This window comes from Chitinispirillales bacterium ANBcel5 (assembly GCA_029688955.1).
GTDB classification, from domain to species: Bacteria; Fibrobacterota; Chitinivibrionia; order Chitinivibrionales; family Chitinispirillaceae; genus Cellulosispirillum; species Cellulosispirillum alkaliphilum.
The window spans coordinates 1-18679 of the sequence record JARUKZ010000009.1 but is presented as its reverse complement, the minus strand read 5'-3'; the positions used below and the strand labels follow the sequence as shown (position 1 = coordinate 18679).

Annotated in this window: 15 protein-coding genes; 9 read left to right on the top strand and 6 right to left on the bottom strand. The window is 40.3% G+C overall.

Going from position 1 to position 18679, the window contains the following annotated elements:
• Window positions 1-4: 4 nt before the first annotated feature.
• The 4 genes from tssI to lspA form a co-directional block, all read right to left on the bottom strand.
• Window positions 5-2197, bottom strand: coding sequence for a type VI secretion system tip protein TssI/VgrG (tssI, locus tag QA601_06585; protein ID MDG5814734.1), 2193 nt, complete (start codon window positions 2195-2197; stop codon window positions 5-7).
• Window positions 2198-2394: 197 nt separating this feature from the next.
• Window positions 2395-2913, bottom strand: coding sequence for an AAA family ATPase (locus QA601_06580; GenBank protein ID MDG5814733.1), 519 nt, complete (start codon window positions 2911-2913; stop codon window positions 2395-2397).
• A 31-nt stretch (window positions 2914-2944) separates the two neighbouring features.
• Window positions 2945-3934: an RluA family pseudouridine synthase gene (locus tag QA601_06575; protein MDG5814732.1), complete on the bottom strand. Its 990-nt coding sequence runs from the start codon at window positions 3932-3934 to the stop codon at window positions 2945-2947.
• Window positions 3934-4524, bottom strand: a complete 591-nt coding sequence (lspA, locus tag QA601_06570) for a signal peptidase II (GenBank protein MDG5814731.1) — start codon at window positions 4522-4524, stop codon at window positions 3934-3936. Before lspA ends, QA601_06575 begins: the two co-directional genes overlap by 1 nt.
• Window positions 4525-4621: 97 nt before the next feature.
• On the opposite strand from lspA, the gene QA601_06565 reads away from it, so the two are divergent.
• The 3 genes from QA601_06565 to QA601_06555 all read left to right on the top strand — a co-directional run bounded on the left by QA601_06565 (window position 4622) and on the right by QA601_06555 (window position 7420).
• Window positions 4622-5455, top strand: a complete 834-nt coding sequence (locus QA601_06565) for a geranylgeranylglycerol-phosphate geranylgeranyltransferase (protein ID MDG5814730.1) — start codon at window positions 4622-4624, stop codon at window positions 5453-5455.
• 461 nt (window positions 5456-5916) lie between these two features.
• Window positions 5917-6549: a class I SAM-dependent methyltransferase gene (locus tag QA601_06560; protein ID MDG5814729.1), complete on the top strand. Its 633-nt coding sequence runs from the start codon at window positions 5917-5919 to the stop codon at window positions 6547-6549.
• 109 nt (window positions 6550-6658) lie between these two features.
• The gene (locus QA601_06555; protein ID MDG5814728.1) at window positions 6659-7420 is read left to right on the top strand and encodes a hypothetical protein; all 762 of its coding nucleotides are present in this window, start codon (window positions 6659-6661) and stop codon (window positions 7418-7420) included.
• 1039 nt (window positions 7421-8459) lie between these two features.
• Here QA601_06555 and QA601_06550 read toward each other — a convergent pair.
• Both QA601_06550 and cmk read right to left on the bottom strand, forming a co-directional pair.
• Window positions 8460-10265, bottom strand: coding sequence for a 30S ribosomal protein S1 (locus tag QA601_06550; protein ID MDG5814727.1), 1806 nt, complete (start codon window positions 10263-10265; stop codon window positions 8460-8462).
• A gap of 50 nt (window positions 10266-10315) precedes the next feature.
• Window positions 10316-10996, bottom strand: a complete 681-nt coding sequence (cmk, locus tag QA601_06545) for a (d)CMP kinase (protein ID MDG5814726.1) — start codon at window positions 10994-10996, stop codon at window positions 10316-10318.
• A 314-nt stretch (window positions 10997-11310) separates the two neighbouring features.
• On the opposite strand from cmk, the gene QA601_06540 reads away from it, so the two are divergent.
• The 6 genes from QA601_06540 (at window position 11311) to QA601_06515 (ending at window position 17657) form a co-directional block, all read left to right on the top strand.
• Window positions 11311-11859, top strand: coding sequence for a DUF2914 domain-containing protein (locus QA601_06540; GenBank protein ID MDG5814725.1), 549 nt, complete (start codon window positions 11311-11313; stop codon window positions 11857-11859).
• Between the two features lie 202 nt (window positions 11860-12061).
• Window positions 12062-12910, top strand: coding sequence for a 50S ribosomal protein L11 methyltransferase (locus QA601_06535; GenBank protein MDG5814724.1), 849 nt, complete (start codon window positions 12062-12064; stop codon window positions 12908-12910).
• 39 nt (window positions 12911-12949) lie between these two features.
• Window positions 12950-14071 carry a ribose-phosphate diphosphokinase gene (prs, locus tag QA601_06530; protein MDG5814723.1) on the top strand — a complete coding sequence of 374 codons (1122 nt, stop codon included), beginning with the start codon at window positions 12950-12952 and terminating at the stop codon, window positions 14069-14071.
• Between the two features lie 288 nt (window positions 14072-14359).
• Window positions 14360-16420, top strand: coding sequence for a hypothetical protein (locus QA601_06525; GenBank protein ID MDG5814722.1), 2061 nt, complete (start codon window positions 14360-14362; stop codon window positions 16418-16420).
• Window positions 16421-16471: 51 nt separating this feature from the next.
• Complete coding sequence (nadC, locus tag QA601_06520) at window positions 16472-17332, top strand: carboxylating nicotinate-nucleotide diphosphorylase (protein ID MDG5814721.1); 861 nt, start codon at window positions 16472-16474, stop codon at window positions 17330-17332.
• Between the two features lie 55 nt (window positions 17333-17387).
• On the top strand, window positions 17388-17657 hold the full coding sequence (locus QA601_06515; protein ID MDG5814720.1) for a hypothetical protein: 270 nt from the start codon (window positions 17388-17390) through the stop codon (window positions 17655-17657).
• Window positions 17658-18679: the final 1022 nt, after the last annotated feature.

Genomic DNA, 18679 nt, shown 5'->3' with positions numbered 1-18679 from the left:
GTAGTTAATTAATCATCACCATACCACCCTTCAGGGTATTTATAGCATCTCCACTGACTTCGGTCATTGTACCGCTGATTTTAGTTTGCACGCCTGATTTGACTTCTGCCCCCAGATTGCCTTCCATTGAAGCATTCATATTCGCTTTAATACTGGTATTCATTCCCTCAATGGCAACATCGGTAGTTGCCTTTTGATTAAGCTTCAAACCTTCAAGTGACAGATCCTGTGTTGCTTTGACATTAATTTCGCCAGGAGTAGATGATAAATTGATGTTTTGTCCTTCAATGTTTATATCTTTCATGGCTTTGATAGTGATCTCTCCTTTGGAGTCGAGAATCAGGCCATCCGAACCATCAAGAGTAACACTGTTTTTTCCCTTTGAATCAGCAAGTACAATAGTCCCGGCATCATCATCAAGCTGTATGCAATGACCAGCACTTGTTTGAATAGTAATGCACTTATTTTCATCATCAGATCTAATTATATTACCATTTGCGGTAGTAATTACTATTCCCTCTTCGCCGCTTTTGTAACTCATTGAGATATTATTTTTCCCCGCGTTCCATGACGCGCACTCGTTTTCATCATCAAGATGTACTTTATTTCCATCTGTTGTTTGCAAAAAGAGCTGTCGGTTTTCATCATCAAGGACCGCCGAGTTCAGAGCTGCCGTTTTGATCTTTATCTTCTGTTTCTCCTCTGTATCATCCAACAGGATTTCGTTTTTACCAGCTGTACGGATAATGTTTTCCATACAGTTGTTGCTTGAAACAGGAGAGACATTGTTGGCATTGGGAACAGTACCCAGAGCAACAGGCCTGTTAGGGTTGCCGTCAATACATGCCATAATGAGTTCAGTTCCCTCATGGGAAGGAAAGTGGATCCCGTAGTTGGCACCACTATAGGGCTGAGCAAGACGAACTGGTTTTGAAGCCTCTGAATTTGGGGTACCACTTACATCAAAAGGCATTCGCACCTTATAGCGCCCCATCTCATCAAGACTCGCATACTGCGAGCCGTTTGTTTCCACCATTGCGCTTATAACACCAGACACTTTGGGAATATGGGCATTTGTTTTGGGTCTGAAGTTTTCAACCAACTCAGATGAAACAGCAGTAAATTTATTGGCGTATGTAGGCCTGAGTGCGCCTGTACCAAAGGTGTTGTGACCTCCGGTATGAAACACAGAGTAGATAAGATAGTTATCATTACACTTCTGGCGTTTATGTTGTTCTAAATCGAATCGTAACCCTGCTCTGAATCTGGCACTGGTGCTTTCACCGGAAACATCGGCACTGTTGGAAACGATTCTGTCCGCAACAACTCCGGCAGCCTGTTCTGCTCCATCAATATCCGAAAATTCTGTTCCATAGTTATAGACAGTACCTGCAATACCTCTATCAATTTTCTTGTGAGCAGAAAGATTAATTTCAGGTGTGCGATAATTGTAATTCTTCACCATCACTGCCCTTTGAACAGCTCTTTTCTTACACACCAACTTATTTACCGACTCCAAAGTTTCTGAACCACTACTCTCCAGTTGCCCCGATTGTGTCCTGAAAATTATTTCAGGATCTCCCGGAATGCTGCTAAAGGATGAAGAAGTGTCCGTAATCACCAGTTTTTCGCCTTTTACGGTGCAGGGATCCTGCATGTCATGTGGATCTTCAGAAAAAAAGTAAAAAATCCCAACCTCTTCCATGAGCCTGCTAATGAAATTGAGATCCGATTCCTGATACTGCAAAACTGATTCTCTCTGTGGATAAGAGTCATTGGTAGTTAATTCATAGTAATCGGTAAGCGCTGCATCATCCAGTACCTTCTGAATAATCTCAGGTACACTCATATTTAGAAATACTCTGGTTTGACTATTCATCTCTATCAACTTAAGCCTGGGTACCATCACCACCTTATAAATGCTCTCGTTGCCTTCTGTGCCAAGGTATTCAAACTCAAAAACTACTCCCGAATAAGAGTAGGAGTCATATTGGTGAAGTAAATAGAGAGAAGATTTTCTGTTTATTAGATCCTCAGCCTCGATATCGTCTCTTAATGATTTTAATATCACCGTAAAATGGTACGGGGTAGAAATCTTATCAGTACCATTAAAACTGATAACCCTGAAGGTATCTTCTTCCAGATCTCCGCAAAGAAAAAGATATTGTGTTTTATTGGCGCTTAATGTCGCAGGCATAAGTTTGCCCCCTTTTTGAAACGAGTCAGAGAGGTACTTTCTGGAAACCGGCAATTCAAAGTAAAATAATTAAGATACAGGGGAAGAAATGGTTTTTTTTAAAAAAACGGATTGCTTTGGTAAGAGCACAGTACAGAAAAAACATCTTTAACAGTAAAAGGCTACTAAAACCCCTTTTTCTGTTATCGGAAACCCACTCAAGAATCTCCGTAATAGCGCTTTAGCTGAGCCAGTATCTCTTTTTCTGTACTATTGTTTATAATTACTTTTTTGGTGTCAAACGGGGGTTCAAAATCTTTTTTCAGGGTCAAAAAACTCTCTGCGCTCAGGATACCGCTTCGGGCTTGCAGTCTGCTTAGAATCAATTTTTCATCAGCATCAACCCATACCATCTCCATGTCTTCAATTATGGATGAAAGAAAGCGGCGATTTCTTCGTTTATATGCTCCCTGTGTTACAATAAGAGTCTTGTAGGTTTTCTGAAGTTCACTTATTCGTTTGGCTATTATGGTAAAGTATTCATCTCTCATTCCATCTGTGAAACGCCTTTTTTCGGTTAAGGCTTTTTTCATTTCATCTGTAAGGTCATCATCTGCATGGTAAAGAAACCTGCCTGTAGCTCGTGCTGCCACATCCCCTACAAAGCTCTTTCCCGCCCCTGCAAGACCGAAGAAAAAGAGCACTGAGGGAGCTTTGGGGAGCTTTAGTGTCGCCATAATTATACCCCTGCTAAATACAATGAGTGGATTATCTTGAGCCTGATTCGACCTCAAATAACTCCATAGCCGTTAAAAAGTCACAAGGATAGGGTGCTTTGATCTCAATTGTCTTTTTACTGAAAGGGTGAATGAAGCGAAGAGATCTGGCATGAAGGGCTTGTCTGGAAAATGTTTTAAACACGGCAAACGCTGCAGCTCGTTCCATCGGTGCAATTCTTAAAAGCCGCTCTCTTCCACCACCGTATAGCGTATCACCCAAAATGGGAAATCCGCTATGACTGCAGTGCACACGTATCTGATGAGTTCTGCCTGTATGAAGCTTAAAGCGCATAAAGGAGATACCACATCTGGATTTATGGACATGGTATTCGGTAAGCGACTGTTTACCCCCCATGTGCACAGATCGTTTTAACGGATCACGCCTGCTTCGCGCAATGGGTAGATCGATACTGCCATCTGTAACGGGTGGTGTTCCTATACAAAAACCGTTGTAAATTTTCTCTATCTTTCTTTCAAGAAATATCCTGGCCAGTTCCAAATGCGCTTCATCGTTACGCGCAACCAGAATAACCCCACTTGTGTCCTTATCGAGCCGGTGAACAATACCGGGCCGCTCTGCCGATGATCCACCCGATAACTCTTCTGTTTTAAAAAGAAGTGCATTTACCAGCGTTTGATCTGGATTACCATTACCGGGATGTACAACCAGACCAGCAGGCTTATTGACCGCTATGATGTGCTGATCTTCATAGAGCACCTCAAGAGGTATATCCTGTGGCTCAGGCCTTGTATCCCCTTTAAACAGGGTGTCTTCAAGCTCAACCCGAATGGTGTCATCTTTAGTAAGTTTGGTACTTTTTGAAACCACTCTGTCATTTACCGTTACTTTTCCTACAGCAATTAACTTCTGAATCGATGATCTTGAGAAGCGTTTTATTTCATTGCAGAGAAAAAAGTCGATTCTCTCACCAACTTTTTGTGATTCAACGGTATAGCTTAACACCTCATTATCGGACATCAGTTAGAACTTTCCTTAGTTTCAACCTTTTTCTCTTCAGCACTGTTGGAAGTAGCGCTTACTTCCCTATGGTTTGGAACTGTTTCGCTTCTCTCTTTAAAATAACTGAGTAGTATTAATCCGATTCCAATGGTCAGATACACATCTGCCAGATTGAAGATTGGCCAGTAAACATCCTGTGATATCCCAACCTTTAAAAAATCGATAACACCCTTTTGGGGATGAATAATCCTGTCAAACATATTCCCAAGGGCACCGGGTAAAATCATTACCAAACCCCAGTGAAGAATAATTTCATGTTTAGCCAACGATCGGTAATAAAAGAGGAGGAAAATGACGGCAATAACGGAGAAACCGAGAAAAAACGACGTTGTTGGAAACCAGGAGATCCAGTTAGCGGGATTGAAGCCAAATAAAGCCCCTCTGTTATAGACCAGTAAAAATTGAAAATACTCACCTATCACAGATACCGGCACTCCCATCGTCAGCTTCGATTCTGCCAGGTGTTTTGTGTACCAGTCCAAAAAGAAACCCACAGCAGCAACCACAACCATTATAAGCCACTTATGTTTAAGTATTATTTTTCCCAATCAGGCCCTCCCTCAAAAATGAAAAAAGCTTTTTGCTTCAGCATTAAAGCGATTTGTATATTGAATGGCAGTATAAAAATTTAATTAAATATAATTTATGAATAAGCTACTCCCCTATTTGCAGTTAATTCGTTTAGCCAATGTAGTTATGACTGGTCTTGCAGTTTTTCTTGGCATTTGGCTTTCGATGAACCTTCACTTCCCCGGCACAGCTCTCTTGATGATAGCTGCAATGTCTGCTACAGGGTTTGGGAATGTAATTAATGATATCCATGATATCTCCTCTGATTGTATTAATCACCCACATCGTCCCCTGCCCAGAGGGCTCATCACAAAATCAGCAGCCAGTATTTATGCGCTTATTTTGGTTGTTATTGCTCTGGTATCGGCGCTTTTGGTCTCCTCATTTCACAGTGGAGCCACTTTAGTTCCACTGCTAATCCTCAGTCTGTATGCCTTCTATTTAAAAAAAACACCCCTTGCCGGTAATTTTTTAGTAGCCACGTTGGTCGCTTATGCTCTGCTTTTTGGGACATTGCCAGACTCAGGATGGGAGAAGCTTTTAATTCCTGCGTTGCTGGCTTTCTTATTAAATTTTAGCCGCGAAATAGTCAAAGATGTACAGGATTTTAAAGGCGACAAAGCTGCGGGCCATAAAACATCAGCAGTTCTTTCCTTAAACACCCTTAAAAAGATTCTGGTCATTACTTCTGCGCTCTACCTGACTTTGCTCTTTGTGCCATTTGCTCTGGGTGATTTTGGGCTTATCTATGTGATTGTATGCTCACTCTTTGTTCTACCACTACACGGGACATGGTTTTTGAACCTGTTTGGAAACAAACTTACCCGTAGAGCTGCTAAAACTTCAAAACTACTAAAATTTGAAATGCTTGCTGGACTGTCAGCTCTTGCCCTCGATAAGCTTTTTTGAATTGCTGATGGCTAAATACTGGTGCTTTGATTAGAGATCACAGTTTTGTGGTTTGAGCTTCTGTTCTTTGGGAATAAGATGGGATGTTAACCACGAAAGGCACGAAAAAAAACAAGAAATTGGGGAAAAAGGGGAGCTTTGATTAGAGATCACAGTTTGTTGGTTAAGGTTCTGTTCGTTGATGGGAAGATGATAAGATGTTGAACACGAAATGCACGAAAAAACAAGAAATTGGGGGGAATGGGGAACTTTGATTATAGTTCACAGTTTGGTGATTTAAGCTTCTGTTCGTTGAGGGGAAGATGATAAGATGTTGAACACGAAATGCACGTAAACAGCGGCTCTGTTCAACATGATTCTTTGTAAATTGGTCCGCGGATGGTGCCAAAGATGGTGCTTTTGGTGCATTTCACAAAGAATCCTTAAATTTTATATTCAATGCCACTAAGGGGGGGTGTTATATGAGTAAAGATAGACAAAATAAAGAGAAGAATTTTTGGGACAATTATGCAAAGAAATATGATTCATTAATACAAAAAATTAAACCGACATATAATCTGCTAATAGGATATATTCTCGAATACATTGATTCATCTAAAGATGTTTTAGAAATAGCATCGGGTACAGGAATTATTACTTTAGAGATAGCTGAAAAAGCAAATAAAGTATATGGTTGTGATATATCTCCTGAGATGGTAAATGTAGCAAATGAAAAATTAAATAAAACAAAAATTAAAAATATAAAATTTGAAGTACAAGATGCATATGAGTTAGATTATATGGAAGAGTCATTTGATATTGTTATAGCATCAAATGTTTTACATATTATGATTAACCCAGAAAGAGCATTGTCATCTGTATATAAGGTACTAAAACCTAATGGTATATTGATTGCACCAACATATTGCCATGGTGAAAACCTTATTACTAGATTCATATCAAGTTTAATGTCAATAGTAGGTTTTAAAGCTTATCAAAAATGGTCTATAAGTGAATTTGAAAATTTTACAGAATCTAATAAATACAAAATAATCGAATTTAAGATAATAAAAGGTAAAATACCCTTAGCATTTGTTGTAACTAAAAAAATATAAAAACAGTGGCACTGCTTCACATAACAGCAGAAGCCAGCCGTCATGGCTGGCTGAGAGAGCAGAAAAAGAAAGATGAAAGTTTAAGCGAATATTTTGAGGTTTTATTTAAATGAACAGATTTGATAAAAAGGTTCAGAATGCTTTAGGCTATTACGTGTATGCATTGATAGATCCTTTTAATGATGTAATTTTCTATGTAGGAAAAGCTTCCGGAAATAATCGTGCATTTTATCATCTGAACACAACTTCAAAAGAATCTGCAAAGAATCAAAAAATCAAAGAAATTCGATTAAAAGGCAAAGAACCTGTAATTGAAATATTACGATACGGCTTGGAATCTGAAAAATCAGCCTTTGAAGTTGAAGCTGCAATTATAGATACAATAGGTATTGACAACCTTACAAATGTAGTCAGGGGTCATGGAATTGAAAACGGCAGATTAACTATACGAGAAATCGAACGATTACACGGTTCTATTCCTGTATGCATTAATGAAATAAACGAAAAGTACATGACATTTTTCCTTAATCGCACCTATTCAACATCCTTAAGTGAAATTGACCTCTATGATGCAACAAGACAGTTTTGGTATAATGTCTCAAAGAATACTCGTACCAAACATAAAAATGGTGCTTTAGAATACAATGTCGCATTATCAATATATGACAGTGTTGTTATTAGAGTTTACTCGATTCTTGTATGGTATAAGGCTGGAAGCACCTTTTCTACTCGTACTGTAAAAAATTCAAATAATCGCTGGGAATTCGTTGGTAATTTAATCAATGATCATCCGCTAACAGGGAAAAAAATCGTTGATGAGAACGGGTTAAAAATTACCAGCAACCAACAAGGATACGGGTATATAAATTAAATTCAAGAAATATGAAAAATATTAGAGAGCGTCAGCTTAGGAGCAACGCGCGATTTTTCCGCAGGACAGAAGATGCCTGGGAAGAAGAGCGTTGAGGAATAGGATCACGGGGAATAGATTCAAGATATGGGAGTAAAAAAGATCTCTGCATCCCTTTTCTAAAATTCTTTCCCAAGCAACAAAAAATTACCTTAATTAGCAACATTTTGATCAAAAGACTGTTCAACTGGTCTTAAAAGCGACTTAGCAATCAAAAAAAGGGTTCTGATTTTGGCTCCTAAGTGACTTAGAAATAAAAAAAAGGGTTCTAATGAGGCTCCTAAGCGACTTAGAAATGAAAAAAAGGGTTCTAACGAGGCTTCTAAGTGACTTAGAAATGAAAAAAGGGTTCTAATTTTGGCTCCTAAGCGACTTAGCAATCAAAAAAAGGGTTCTAATTTTGGCTCCTAAGTGACTTAGAAATGAAAAAAAGGGTTCTAATGAAGCTCCTAAGTGACTTAGAAATGAAAAAAAGGGTTCTAATGAGGCTTCTAAGTGACTTAGCAATCAAAAAAAGGGTTCTAATGAAGCTCCTAAGTGACTTAGAAATGAAAAAACAGAGTCCAATTTACTTAACATTGTGAAGTAAAAATTAAAAAAAGGGTTGTGATATTATTATTCCTGCAACACCAAATACCACAAGAATATGCCGCGCCTTCAGCGCTTGGATTCCTTTTTTGCGCCGGCACCCGGGGCTACGGCAGAGAGCGTAAGGTAGGAAAGCCCATTCTAAGCCAAAATTCTTAACGAAGTATTATATGGTTAGTGCCGGTAAATTTGATATAGCGTATGTTTATTAGGGGGATGATGAATTGGTGTGTTTGCCTAAACAAACATATGGTAGGTTACGGCATTAATCCCAGGTAGGTATCTCCCCATTAATGGTACACTTAATAACCTGAAGGTAGCAGTTCAATGGAAAAGGTGCTTTGAAAAAAGGAACGGATGATTCGTTTGAACCACCCGTTCCTGTATGAAGTACAGCGAGTTAGAGCTGCCTTTATTCTTCTTTACCTTCACTACCTTCTTCAGATTTCTCCTCTGCGGATTCTTCAGCAGTAGCTTCTGGTGCTTCAGGTTTAGCTGCCTGTTGTTGTTCCTCAGACACAGGAAATGCTGCCTTGTGCTGTTCCAACAACGAGGAGTCTTTTTCTTTAAAATACTCATTGACACTGAGGACAATTTTACGTCCTTCAAGATCAAACTCAACTACTTTTCCAGGAATCTTATCGCCCACTTTAAATATTGCTGATGGATGGTTAACTTCCTGACCAAGCTGATTGAGAGGTATAAATCCTTCAACATCGGGTGCAATGTTTACAATCACTCCCCTATCAAGAATTCTTGCGATTTCACACTCTTCAATCTCTGTTCCTACAGTAAATTCCTGAGCAAGTTCTGTCCAGGGATCCTCTGTAAGCTGTTTAACCCCAAGGGAAATTCTTCTTTTATCCTGATCGATATCAAGCACCTTCACCTCTACGGTATCGCCTTTTTTCAGTACTTCACCAGGGTGGTTGATTTTCTTGGTCCAGGACATATCAGAGATGTGAATCAGTCCGTCTACGCCCTCTTTCAGTTCAATGAAAGCTCCAAAGGCGGCGATGTTTCGTACCTTTCCACTTACAATAGTACCGACAGGGAATTCTGATGGTACATTTTCCCATGGATCCGGTTCGAGCTGCTTGAATCCAAGAGAGATTTTCTGGCTGTCTTTGTCAATTTTAAGTACAACTGCTTCCACAATATCACCGATTCCAACAATTTTGGAAGGATGTTTAATGTGCTGAGTCCAGGACATCTCAGAGATATGAATTAATCCTTCGATTCCTTTTTCAAGTTCCATAAAAGCACCGTAATCGGTAATAGAAACGATTTTACCGCGCACTTTTGATCCTTCGGGGAATTTTTCCTCAATTCCCTTCCATGGATGTTCAGTAAGCTGCTTGAGTCCCAGTGAGATACGTTCTTTATTTTCGTTGTAATCGAGGACTTTTACATTGAGTTTATCACCCAGAGCTACGATTTCTGAAGGATGATTAACTCTTCCCCATGACATATCGGTAATGTGAAGCAGTCCATCTACACCACCAAGGTCGATAAAGGCACCAAAGTCGGTGATATTTTTAACGGTTCCTTCGCGAACCTGATTTTTCTCAAGCTCTGCAAGTATTTTTTCACGCATTGCATAACGATTTTCTTCCAGAATAACTCTGCGTGAAACCACGATGTTTCTTCTTGCTTTATTTACTTTAATAACGCGGAATTTGAAAGTTTCACCGATAATGGCATCCATATCGGGGATTTGTCTGAGATCTATTTGTGATCCGGGTAAGAAGGCATCGACACCAAACAGGTCAACGACCACTCCACCTTTGATTCTTCTAACAAGTCTTCCTTCAACAGTTTCCTGCTCTTCATAAGCATTGTAAATGCTGTCCCAGACCCTGAGAAAGTCTGCACGTGATTTTGAGAGAATAATTTGTCCCTCGCTATCCTCAACCTGCTCGAGAAAAACATCTATTTCATCACCCGGTTTGAATTCCTGATAATTTTTGAATTCGGAAATTGGAATGATACCTTCCGACTTAAAGTTTACGTCAACGATAACTTCCTTATCATTGATACGCAAAATTTTACCCCGCACAACCTGTCCCTCTTCAATACCTTCGAGTGACTTGTCGTAGTCTTTGAGTATTTCATCAATTTGACCGGGTTTGTAGTAACTTTCTTCAAAATCCGAAAGGTCAACTTCATTACCTGAAGCATCAACACCTACATAAGGCTTCTTTTCAGAATCAGTCATTTGTTCTGACTCCCTGTACATTTTGGTTAAGGTTTAAAAAATACACTATTTCAGGAATTCCGAGTCTCAGTACCGAGAAATGCGGATGCCTTTTTTACAATAAAATCTATCTGCTCTTCCAGAGTCATACCCGTGGTATCCAACTCTATCGCATCCTCAGCCTTACACAGAGGACTATTTTTACGTGTGGAGTCCTTTAAATCTCTGATCTCAATCTCTTTTATCAGTTCATCCACACTCTTCTCTATACCCAATTTGTCGAAGTCACGTTTACGTCTAAGTGCCCTCTCTTTAACCGATGCACACATAAAAATCTTTATTTGCGCATCTGGAAACACAGCGGTACCGATATCTCTTCCCTCGGCAACAACACTTCTTCCTGAGCTGATTTGGCGCTGTTGTTCAACAAGCGATTCCCGTACCACATCCCTGGCACAATAATCTGAAACATGACTGGTAACCGCTTCCCCTCTTATGGGCTCAGTTACATCCTCATCATCCATAAGAACCAATGTTTTTGAACCTGTTTCAGAAAAGCGTAGTTTAGTATTCTTCACAAGATCAGCCAGTTTCTCATCATCATCATGAGCTATATTTTCTCTCAGAGCCTTTAGGGTAATTGCTCTGTACATAGCGCCGGTATCTAAAAAGGTAATCCCAAGCTTACTGGCAACAGCCCTGGCAGTAGAACTTTTCCCCGAACCAGCCGGACCGTCTATGGCAATGATCATTCCCGGATACATCCTTTTTATCAAAATATTTCAAGGTATAAGCTATGTAAGATAATACATGTACAATATTTATGTCAAAAAATTTATTAAATTGGATAAAAATCATCTCCATGCCTCTTCTCCGCAACCCTACCCAAAAACAGCAATACCAGATCAATTGTAAATTATAGCAATGATAAGATTACTCAAATCGTGCAATCAAAATCAACACTTTTTTCAAATCGGACTTGATTACCACCTTGTCGTTTTATTAATATAAAGGTAAGCAACTATTTATCGCTATCAAGTATTCACTTACAAGGGAGGAGGCTTTTATGAAAGCCCGTCATGTAATCGCGGTTCTTCTTTTCACATCCATGCTGACCTATGCCGAACAACAGGAGAGTGAAGCAGCAGCAGAAGCAGAGGCACAAACCGAAGAAGCTGTTGCCGTGGCATCAGAAAAGGAAGCTGAACAGGAAACAGCCCCGGCTGCCGAGACAAGCACAGATGAAGCGCAGGAAGCAGCACCGGCTACAGCCGCCAGTTCACCTGCTGACAATCAAATCAAGGTGAGTCGTGTTGCTGTTGCTCCATCAATCGAAAATAGAGAACCTGAAGGTGCAGGGGATCAATTCTCATCTGACATTGGAAGACTGTACTGCTTTAGCCATATTGAGGGAGCAGTAGACTCAACAAAGATAACACACAATTGGTATTTTAACGATGAGCTTCAGTCTGCAGTAACACTTGGTGTTAATTCCCCAAGCTGGCGTACATTCAGCGCAAAACAAATATCTGAAGAAGAAACAGGCTCATGGCATGTAGAGATTATTCATGGTGAGAGTGATGTACTCGAAACCATTAATTTTACTATCGAATAGATTTCTCTCTCAGTAGTGTACCCATTGAGGGATGAGTTGAGTGATACATTCAGCTCATCCTTTTTTTTACCCTCCTCCCCTTTTTTTTGTCCTTATCACCTTAAGTATTTTGGAATTGCGATTTTTGGGGCAAAAAGTACATTTAAAGATCAAACTGGAAAACAGTTCACGATTTCTCAACAACCATCTTAGGAATTAAAGAATGCCAAGTTTTTGTCTTACCTGCAGCGTAAAAAAAGAGGATATCGATATCATCACTGCCATTGCATACGATCATGAAACCACAGGAACAATGGAAGAGGAGCTTACAGATGAGCTCAGTAAGCTCAAACTGTATTTTACTCACAAAAGCTTAGCAGAGAAGACACTGCTTTTTCTCAAAGACTCCTATTTTGTTTCTGATTGTGAAATTGGCTACATCGAGGACCAGGACTGGAATGCGAAGTGGCGCGAGTCACTAAAGCCCGTTGAAGTCGCACCCGGGTTCTGGGTCTCCCCGGCCTGGCTTGAACCGCCGGTTAAAAACCGATCAGCCTGGGTTAAAATTGAGCCTAAAATGGCCTTTGGCACAGGACATCATGAGAGCACCAAGCTTGCCTCTGAAGCAATCATTAACAATAAAGAATTAATTGATGGCAAACGGTTACTCGATATAGGAACCGGGTCAGGTGTGCTGTGCTTTTTTGCAGATATTTGCGGTAGTGCTTTTACCCTGGGAGTTGAAATTGATAAAACCTGCAGAGAAAACCTTTCTGAAAACAAAAGGGTAAATCAAAGTTTAGGAATGATAAATTTTTTAGTAGCCACTATAGACGCACTGTGTAAAATACCTCAATTTGACATAGTAACGATGAATATGCTCTATATTGAATCTGTGCCTCTTATTAAAGATATACGTAGCATTATTAAAAAAGGCGGTCACCTTATCTGGTCAGGCCTTCTTTTCTCTGAACGTACAGAGATTATCTCTATTGCTTCTGATTATGGCTTCAAGCTTGCAGGTGAATTAAAGGAAAATGAATGGTGGTGTGGAACTTTTGAGCTTAAGTAGAAGAATAACCCAGCCAGTTTAAGCTTAAGGGAGAAGAGCATGAATACGAGTAATGATCATACTTTTTTCATCAATTCTCATGTCTTCAAAGCTGCAAAAGAACAACTCATTTCTGGTCCAAACGGCTGGCTTCTGTTTGTGGCCTGCAACAATGGCATACACTTAGCACAATCAGTGAAAACAGAATATGAATCGATGCTCAAAAAAAACGGTAATGAGTTTGAAGAGATACCGCTTATAGGCACCTCAAACCAGCCGCTTACAACAGTATTTAAAGATACAGAAACATGTCCCAGACTACATAAACACGTGGCCGGTGCCAATGCATTTGTTTTTCAATGCATTCACGATAACACCTCCGCCAACAGCGTCAATGAGAACGTGCAGCAGCTTTTACAGGCAATACGAACCCTTCGGGCTCACCGTGCACGCACTATCACCGTAGTAATTCCATACAACCCCTATTCACGGCAGGACAAACCAAGCTTTATGGCAAGAGAGGCAACACTTGCAAGCCTTTTTGTCGATCAACTTAAAACTTCTGGTGCTGATGCATGTCTGACCTACCACCCCCATACACTCTCTCTGTATGGTTTTTACGAACCGGAGATGATGCTCATCGCCCTTAGCGGACTTGACCTCTTTGTGGAACTGTTTTCCGAGTTTAAGCATTCAACCGATACGGTAGCTGTATCAACCGATGCAGGAGGGACTAAATTTACTATCCACTTCTCAGATGCTATGAACATCCCCTACGCAATAGCTAACAAATACCGCCCGGGCAAAGAAAAAACCAGCCTTATCGGTATTATAGGAGATATTTCGGATAAACAGGTTGCAATTATTCTGGATGATGAAACCGTTACCGGATCATCACTGATTAATACCGTTAAATCTCTGCATGATACCTATGGAATCAAAAAAATATATGGAGCCATAAGCCATAACAAAATTCAACCTCAATACCTGGAAAAACTCATTGAAGCGCACCAAAAGTATGGGCTTTTTGAGCTGCATACCACCGATACCATACCGCAGATTGAGCCTGTAAAAGAGTTAAGTTTCATAAAAATTCACTCACTGGCCTCACGCTTTGCCGCTACAATTAACCGTCTTCATTTCAATCAATCAGTGAGCGAGCTGTTTTTAAACATCACTTAGTATCCATCATTCAAAAAAAAGTACCCAAAAAGATTCAGCCTGCTGAGTATAATGTTCTTTACAATTATGCTCTAATAGAATACTATCTATAATACTATTTAGCGTTTTTTTGCACCAAACTGACATACTGACTGGTCTTTGATGAAACACCTAGCCTTAAAAGAATTGGTGGATTATAAAATTTGCTTTTTGTGCCACATCTTTTCTCACCATCGGTGGAAGAGCAAAGCAACATACACTACTCCATCCAAATTTAGCCCCAAGATAAAACAGTGGTGCTGCGTACTGTTGTTTCTAAGTTTAGTGCTACCAGCTTATTCACAAGCAGACTTTGAAATCACTTCTCTGGAAGGGACTGCCCGGGTTCAGCGAAATCAAAGAGGTGCCTGGGAAACTTTAAGAGCAGGAGATCGATTGGGTGATAATGATCTGGTTGAATCATTGTTTCAAACGAGATTAACGATCAGATTTAATGAACTTGATATGGCTATTCTGGGCTCAAACTCAAAAGCTCTTTTGAATGTAGATAATCAGCAAGAGATCAGTGAAATCAATATTACAGTTTTCGAAGGTGGTGTTTTCACCAGAACCAACTCTGATGCATTAATAAGAGTTTATACCGCTAACGCAGTAAGCGAAATAGAGGATGGAGCTCTATCAACCCTTACGGAATCACAGGCCGGAGAAACCGGAATTCAGGTATTAGAGGGAAGAGCAACCATAAGAAACATCGCTCAGCAAAGAACAGTTATACTTCAACGTGGTTTTACCTCAATGGTTCTCCAAAACCGCGAGCCTACAGCACCTCTTTATATGACAACAAGACACCTCACTGTTCTTGAGCATTTTTTTGGAGAACAGTATATCTCCTCTTTGGTTGAAGCCGCAGGAATAGATCCAACCGATGATCAAGCCCCCAGAGAACGAAGAGCAGCGGAGAAAAAACTTGAGCCCTATGTTGATGAAGGGATGGATAACTATATCTTCAGTATTAATTCTATCTGGGGCAGCATACTCAAAGAAAAGTATGGCAATCATTCATTTTGGAGTTCCATAGAAAACACTCCCCCAAAGCGCACTACTTCGTTTGGAGTAAAAACTGCTGTTAGAGCGGGAGATGGTGCTGTAAGCCCATCGGTTTTTTTAACAGCCCACCACAGTTTTTCAAATTTCTATACAGGTATCCGAATCGGGATGCTGAAAAATGCACAAGGGCAGTTTATATTCGGTCCAACATCTATGGAAGGTATCATAGATATGGTCGATCATATTACTTTCAGCTCAAAAAACACTTCTATTCAACTGGGCTCTTTTTCGGACCTGACAGTATCAAGCGGCTTTATCGTAAGAAACTTTAACAGCAATAACTACAATTCGCTCTTCAGGGATGCAGGATTAGTCATTCAGCATAGAAGAAATCCTGATCTATTCTTAACTACATTTCTCCAAAACGTATTGGCCCCTGAGGTTGGAGCGGTGCATCTTTCATTGAAACCTTCGGTTTATAATTTTGGGTTTGGGTACTATTTTGACCTGAATCAAAGCAGTGAACCATCTGAAGAAAACCAAACTTATAACACCTCTCAACTCACTGCGACAGATGATCTCAATGAACCGTCTGTACATATAGTGGGTGTCGGGTTTGAGGGGGAATTGTTTTCCGATTATAACTTTGCATTTGGTACAACTGTTGAGTATGGTCATCTTTTGGGATCTTATGAAGGTTTTATAGTGAAGGTGCCCTCTTTTTTCCTCAATCTTAACCGGATACATGCAGCAGCTGGTATTATTACTGAGTCTGGCCAGTTTGTAACAGAGCAGTTTGGAAGAAGTTACATGAGACAGAGAACTATGTTTCAAAGCGCCGATTCGGGTAATTCCTTGTCACTGCAAACCCCAAACTCGATTCTATCAGAAGAGAGGAACACCCAGGGGTTTTTCCTTGATTTCAGGATTAACCCCACCCCGGGTACATCGTTTCAGGCATATTTTAAGCGTGATTACAAAACTGAAAACTCCTTTAATGTAATCGATACCACCCAGGAGGAAACAAAAAACTTCTCGTTTGACCTTTCTTTCACTTTCGATGAGACCTTTTTACCATTTATAAGCAATGGCATAATCTATGTTACTCAAGCAAACGGGGCACTGTATCCACCAAATGGTTCGTTCTTTAGTTCTCTAAGCTTTGAAAGTGGATTTGAGATCACAACCCTGCCTCTTTTTTTTAATTGTCTTCTAACTGCGGCTGCTAAGTTTTATTTTAGTGATCAAAGCAGTGATCTGCAAAAGTTTGGCGACACCAATTCTGTGTTTGAAGTACAGATTGGCATAACTCATAAGCTTTAATCCCACTTATGCGTTTTTAAACAGACAGTAGTTTTAAAAATTCACAGGGTTATGATGGAACAATTTAAAGAGAAGCTGATACAATCCGCTGTCAAAACAGCTCTTAATGAAGATTTAGGCGATAGTGGTGATGTTACGAGTAACGCGATTTTTAATGATGGCGATCGTGGGGATGCACTTATAAAGAGTAAGGGGTCAGGCATATTGTCTGGTTCATACTTAATCGCTCCTGTTTTTGATGCCTGCGGGGGGGATGTGAAAGTAGAGATGATTTCCCAAGATGGCGATATACTTAAACCCGGAACAGAAATATGCAGACTGCATGGTCCAGTTAAACAAATTCTTGCGGGTGAAAGAACCATTTTGAATTTTCTGCAACATTTAAGCGGCATCGCAACAGCTGTTTCATCAATCGTAGAAAAACTCTCTAAAACCAACACCAAACTTCTTGATACCCGTAAAACTCTGCCGGGTTTGCGTTTTTTTGAGAAGCAAGCAGTTGTGGATGGCGGAGGCTTCAACCATCGTTTCGGGCTTTATGACATGATTCTCATTAAAGATACTCATATCAAAAAAGCCGGTAGTGTAAAAGAAGCGCTGGTTAAAGCGTTCCGGTACAGAGAAAAATACACAGAGCTGAAAATTGAGATAGAAGTTCAGTCGGTAGAGGATTTCTGTATTGCACTGGATATGAAACCAAACAGAATAATGCTTGATAATATGAGTATTGATACAATGAAATATTGCGTAAACAAACGAAACACAGAACAAAAATCTGTAGAACTGGAAGCGAGCGGAAATATCTCTATTGACACCGCTTTTGCTATTGCCCAAACAGGAGTAGACTATATTTCATGCGGTTCAGTTACTCACAGTACAGCAGCTCTTGACCTTCATCTGATTATACTATAATTAACTTAGATTACTTAACAATTACTTCTTCTACAAAAAACACAGGAGTGTAAAAATGAAAGCAGTTATCACCGTTACCGCCGTCTATGACCTTCCGGACAATGCAAAGATTACCGAAGTTGAACAGGATGGAGTATCATATGGCCAGCACATAGAAATTAATGGACACAAGCTCCAGCCGGTTATCGAATTTTTGGAATATGAAGGAAAAGTGGAAGACTCACATAGTTGGGGTGAACCTAAAGAAGAGTTAGATGAAGTCTATGAAAACATAGAAACAGAGGAATATACAATCATTCCTCTTGACAGTGACGAAGAAGAGTAGGTGTATCAACAGGGGTGATATGATGAGGAAGGCGGGAGTGTAGATAAACCCGCTTTACCTCTTTCCCCCTCTTTCCCCCTCTTTCCCCCTCTTTCCCCCTCTTTCCCCCTCTTTCCCCCTCTTTCCCTCTACTTCTCTACCCCTCTTACACTCTGCCTCTCTGGCTATGCTTATATTGATTCTTAGTCTCTTAAAGTGCGCATCTTTTGAATCCCTGATTTGTGTTGATAATAGGAAGGCTACTTATGGGGCTAAAGGCGATACCAAAATTACTAATTAATGATCATAGGAAAGAGTTTCATGGGGCTAAAGGCAATGGATTGGGTCACCCTGTTTTTTTGACACACACACTCTCTTTTTCGATCTTCACGGAGGAACATGTCCTGTAAGGACGACTATCTAACGGTGCATCATTGATAGGAAATAGATAGCAGGATTTTTATGGGGCTAAAGGCGATAGATTGGGTCACCCCCGGGCGTCAATGGCGAAAGCGTGAAGGGATCCGTTTGGGGGGACCCTTGGGCTATTATCGCGGGAGGAAGGGAATCACAGATTGGTCAGGTGTCCCAAAAACCTTTTTGCCTTAGAAGATACAAGATCGCCCCGGGAATACCAAACGCCCCGGTTAGAAACCGCCCCGGGTAGGAAACCCGGGGCTAATATAAATAACCCCTTTGGGGTATTATATCGAAGTTCCGAATGATTTGTTTGGACAGGATGTAAATGCCATGATTTTAATGATTTGATCACACCGCAATTCTCTCTGCCTTAACCCAAACCTTGTGAATGTCTCTATAATAACCTGAAAGGTTTTCTTATATTAGCCCAGGCTTTCTTCTGCCCGGGGCTTTCTTCTACCCCGGGCTTTCCCTTTTCCTGTAGACGGATGGCACCCCCGACCGCTTTTACCCCGTACAATCCTACCATTTTGCGGTCCAATACGCTGCTTAACACTGATTTTTTCGCCCATAGTAAAAAAAAGCTGGTATCATCAATTGCTCAGATAGTAATTTAAAGTAAC

What these genes read in the sequence shown, in the direction of transcription:
- QA601_06550 (MDG5814727.1), bottom strand. Translation starts at nt 10,265, where the DNA reads ATGACTGATTCTGAAAAGAAGCCTTATGTAGGTGTTGATGCTTCAGGT.
- QA601_06575 (MDG5814732.1), bottom strand. Translation starts at nt 3,934, where the DNA reads ATGTCCGATAATGAGGTGTTAAGCTATACCGTTGAATCACAAAAAGTT.
- QA601_06580 (MDG5814733.1), bottom strand. Translation starts at nt 2,913, where the DNA reads ATGGCGACACTAAAGCTCCCCAAAGCTCCCTCAGTGCTCTTTTTCTTC.
- prs (MDG5814723.1), top strand. Translation starts at nt 12,950, where the DNA reads ATGAATACGAGTAATGATCATACTTTTTTCATCAATTCTCATGTCTTC.
- tssI (MDG5814734.1), bottom strand. Translation starts at nt 2,197, where the DNA reads ATGCCTGCGACATTAAGCGCCAATAAAACACAATATCTTTTTCTTTGC.
- QA601_06565 (MDG5814730.1), top strand. Translation starts at nt 4,622, where the DNA reads ATGAATAAGCTACTCCCCTATTTGCAGTTAATTCGTTTAGCCAATGTA.
- nadC (MDG5814721.1), top strand. Translation starts at nt 16,472, where the DNA reads ATGATGGAACAATTTAAAGAGAAGCTGATACAATCCGCTGTCAAAACA.
- QA601_06540 (MDG5814725.1), top strand. Translation starts at nt 11,311, where the DNA reads ATGAAAGCCCGTCATGTAATCGCGGTTCTTCTTTTCACATCCATGCTG.
- QA601_06555 (MDG5814728.1), top strand. Translation starts at nt 6,659, where the DNA reads ATGAACAGATTTGATAAAAAGGTTCAGAATGCTTTAGGCTATTACGTG.
- QA601_06535 (MDG5814724.1), top strand. Translation starts at nt 12,062, where the DNA reads ATGCCAAGTTTTTGTCTTACCTGCAGCGTAAAAAAAGAGGATATCGAT.
- cmk (MDG5814726.1), bottom strand. Translation starts at nt 10,996, where the DNA reads ATGATCATTGCCATAGACGGTCCGGCTGGTTCGGGGAAAAGTTCTACT.
- QA601_06515 (MDG5814720.1), top strand. Translation starts at nt 17,388, where the DNA reads ATGAAAGCAGTTATCACCGTTACCGCCGTCTATGACCTTCCGGACAAT.
- QA601_06560 (MDG5814729.1), top strand. Translation starts at nt 5,917, where the DNA reads ATGAGTAAAGATAGACAAAATAAAGAGAAGAATTTTTGGGACAATTAT.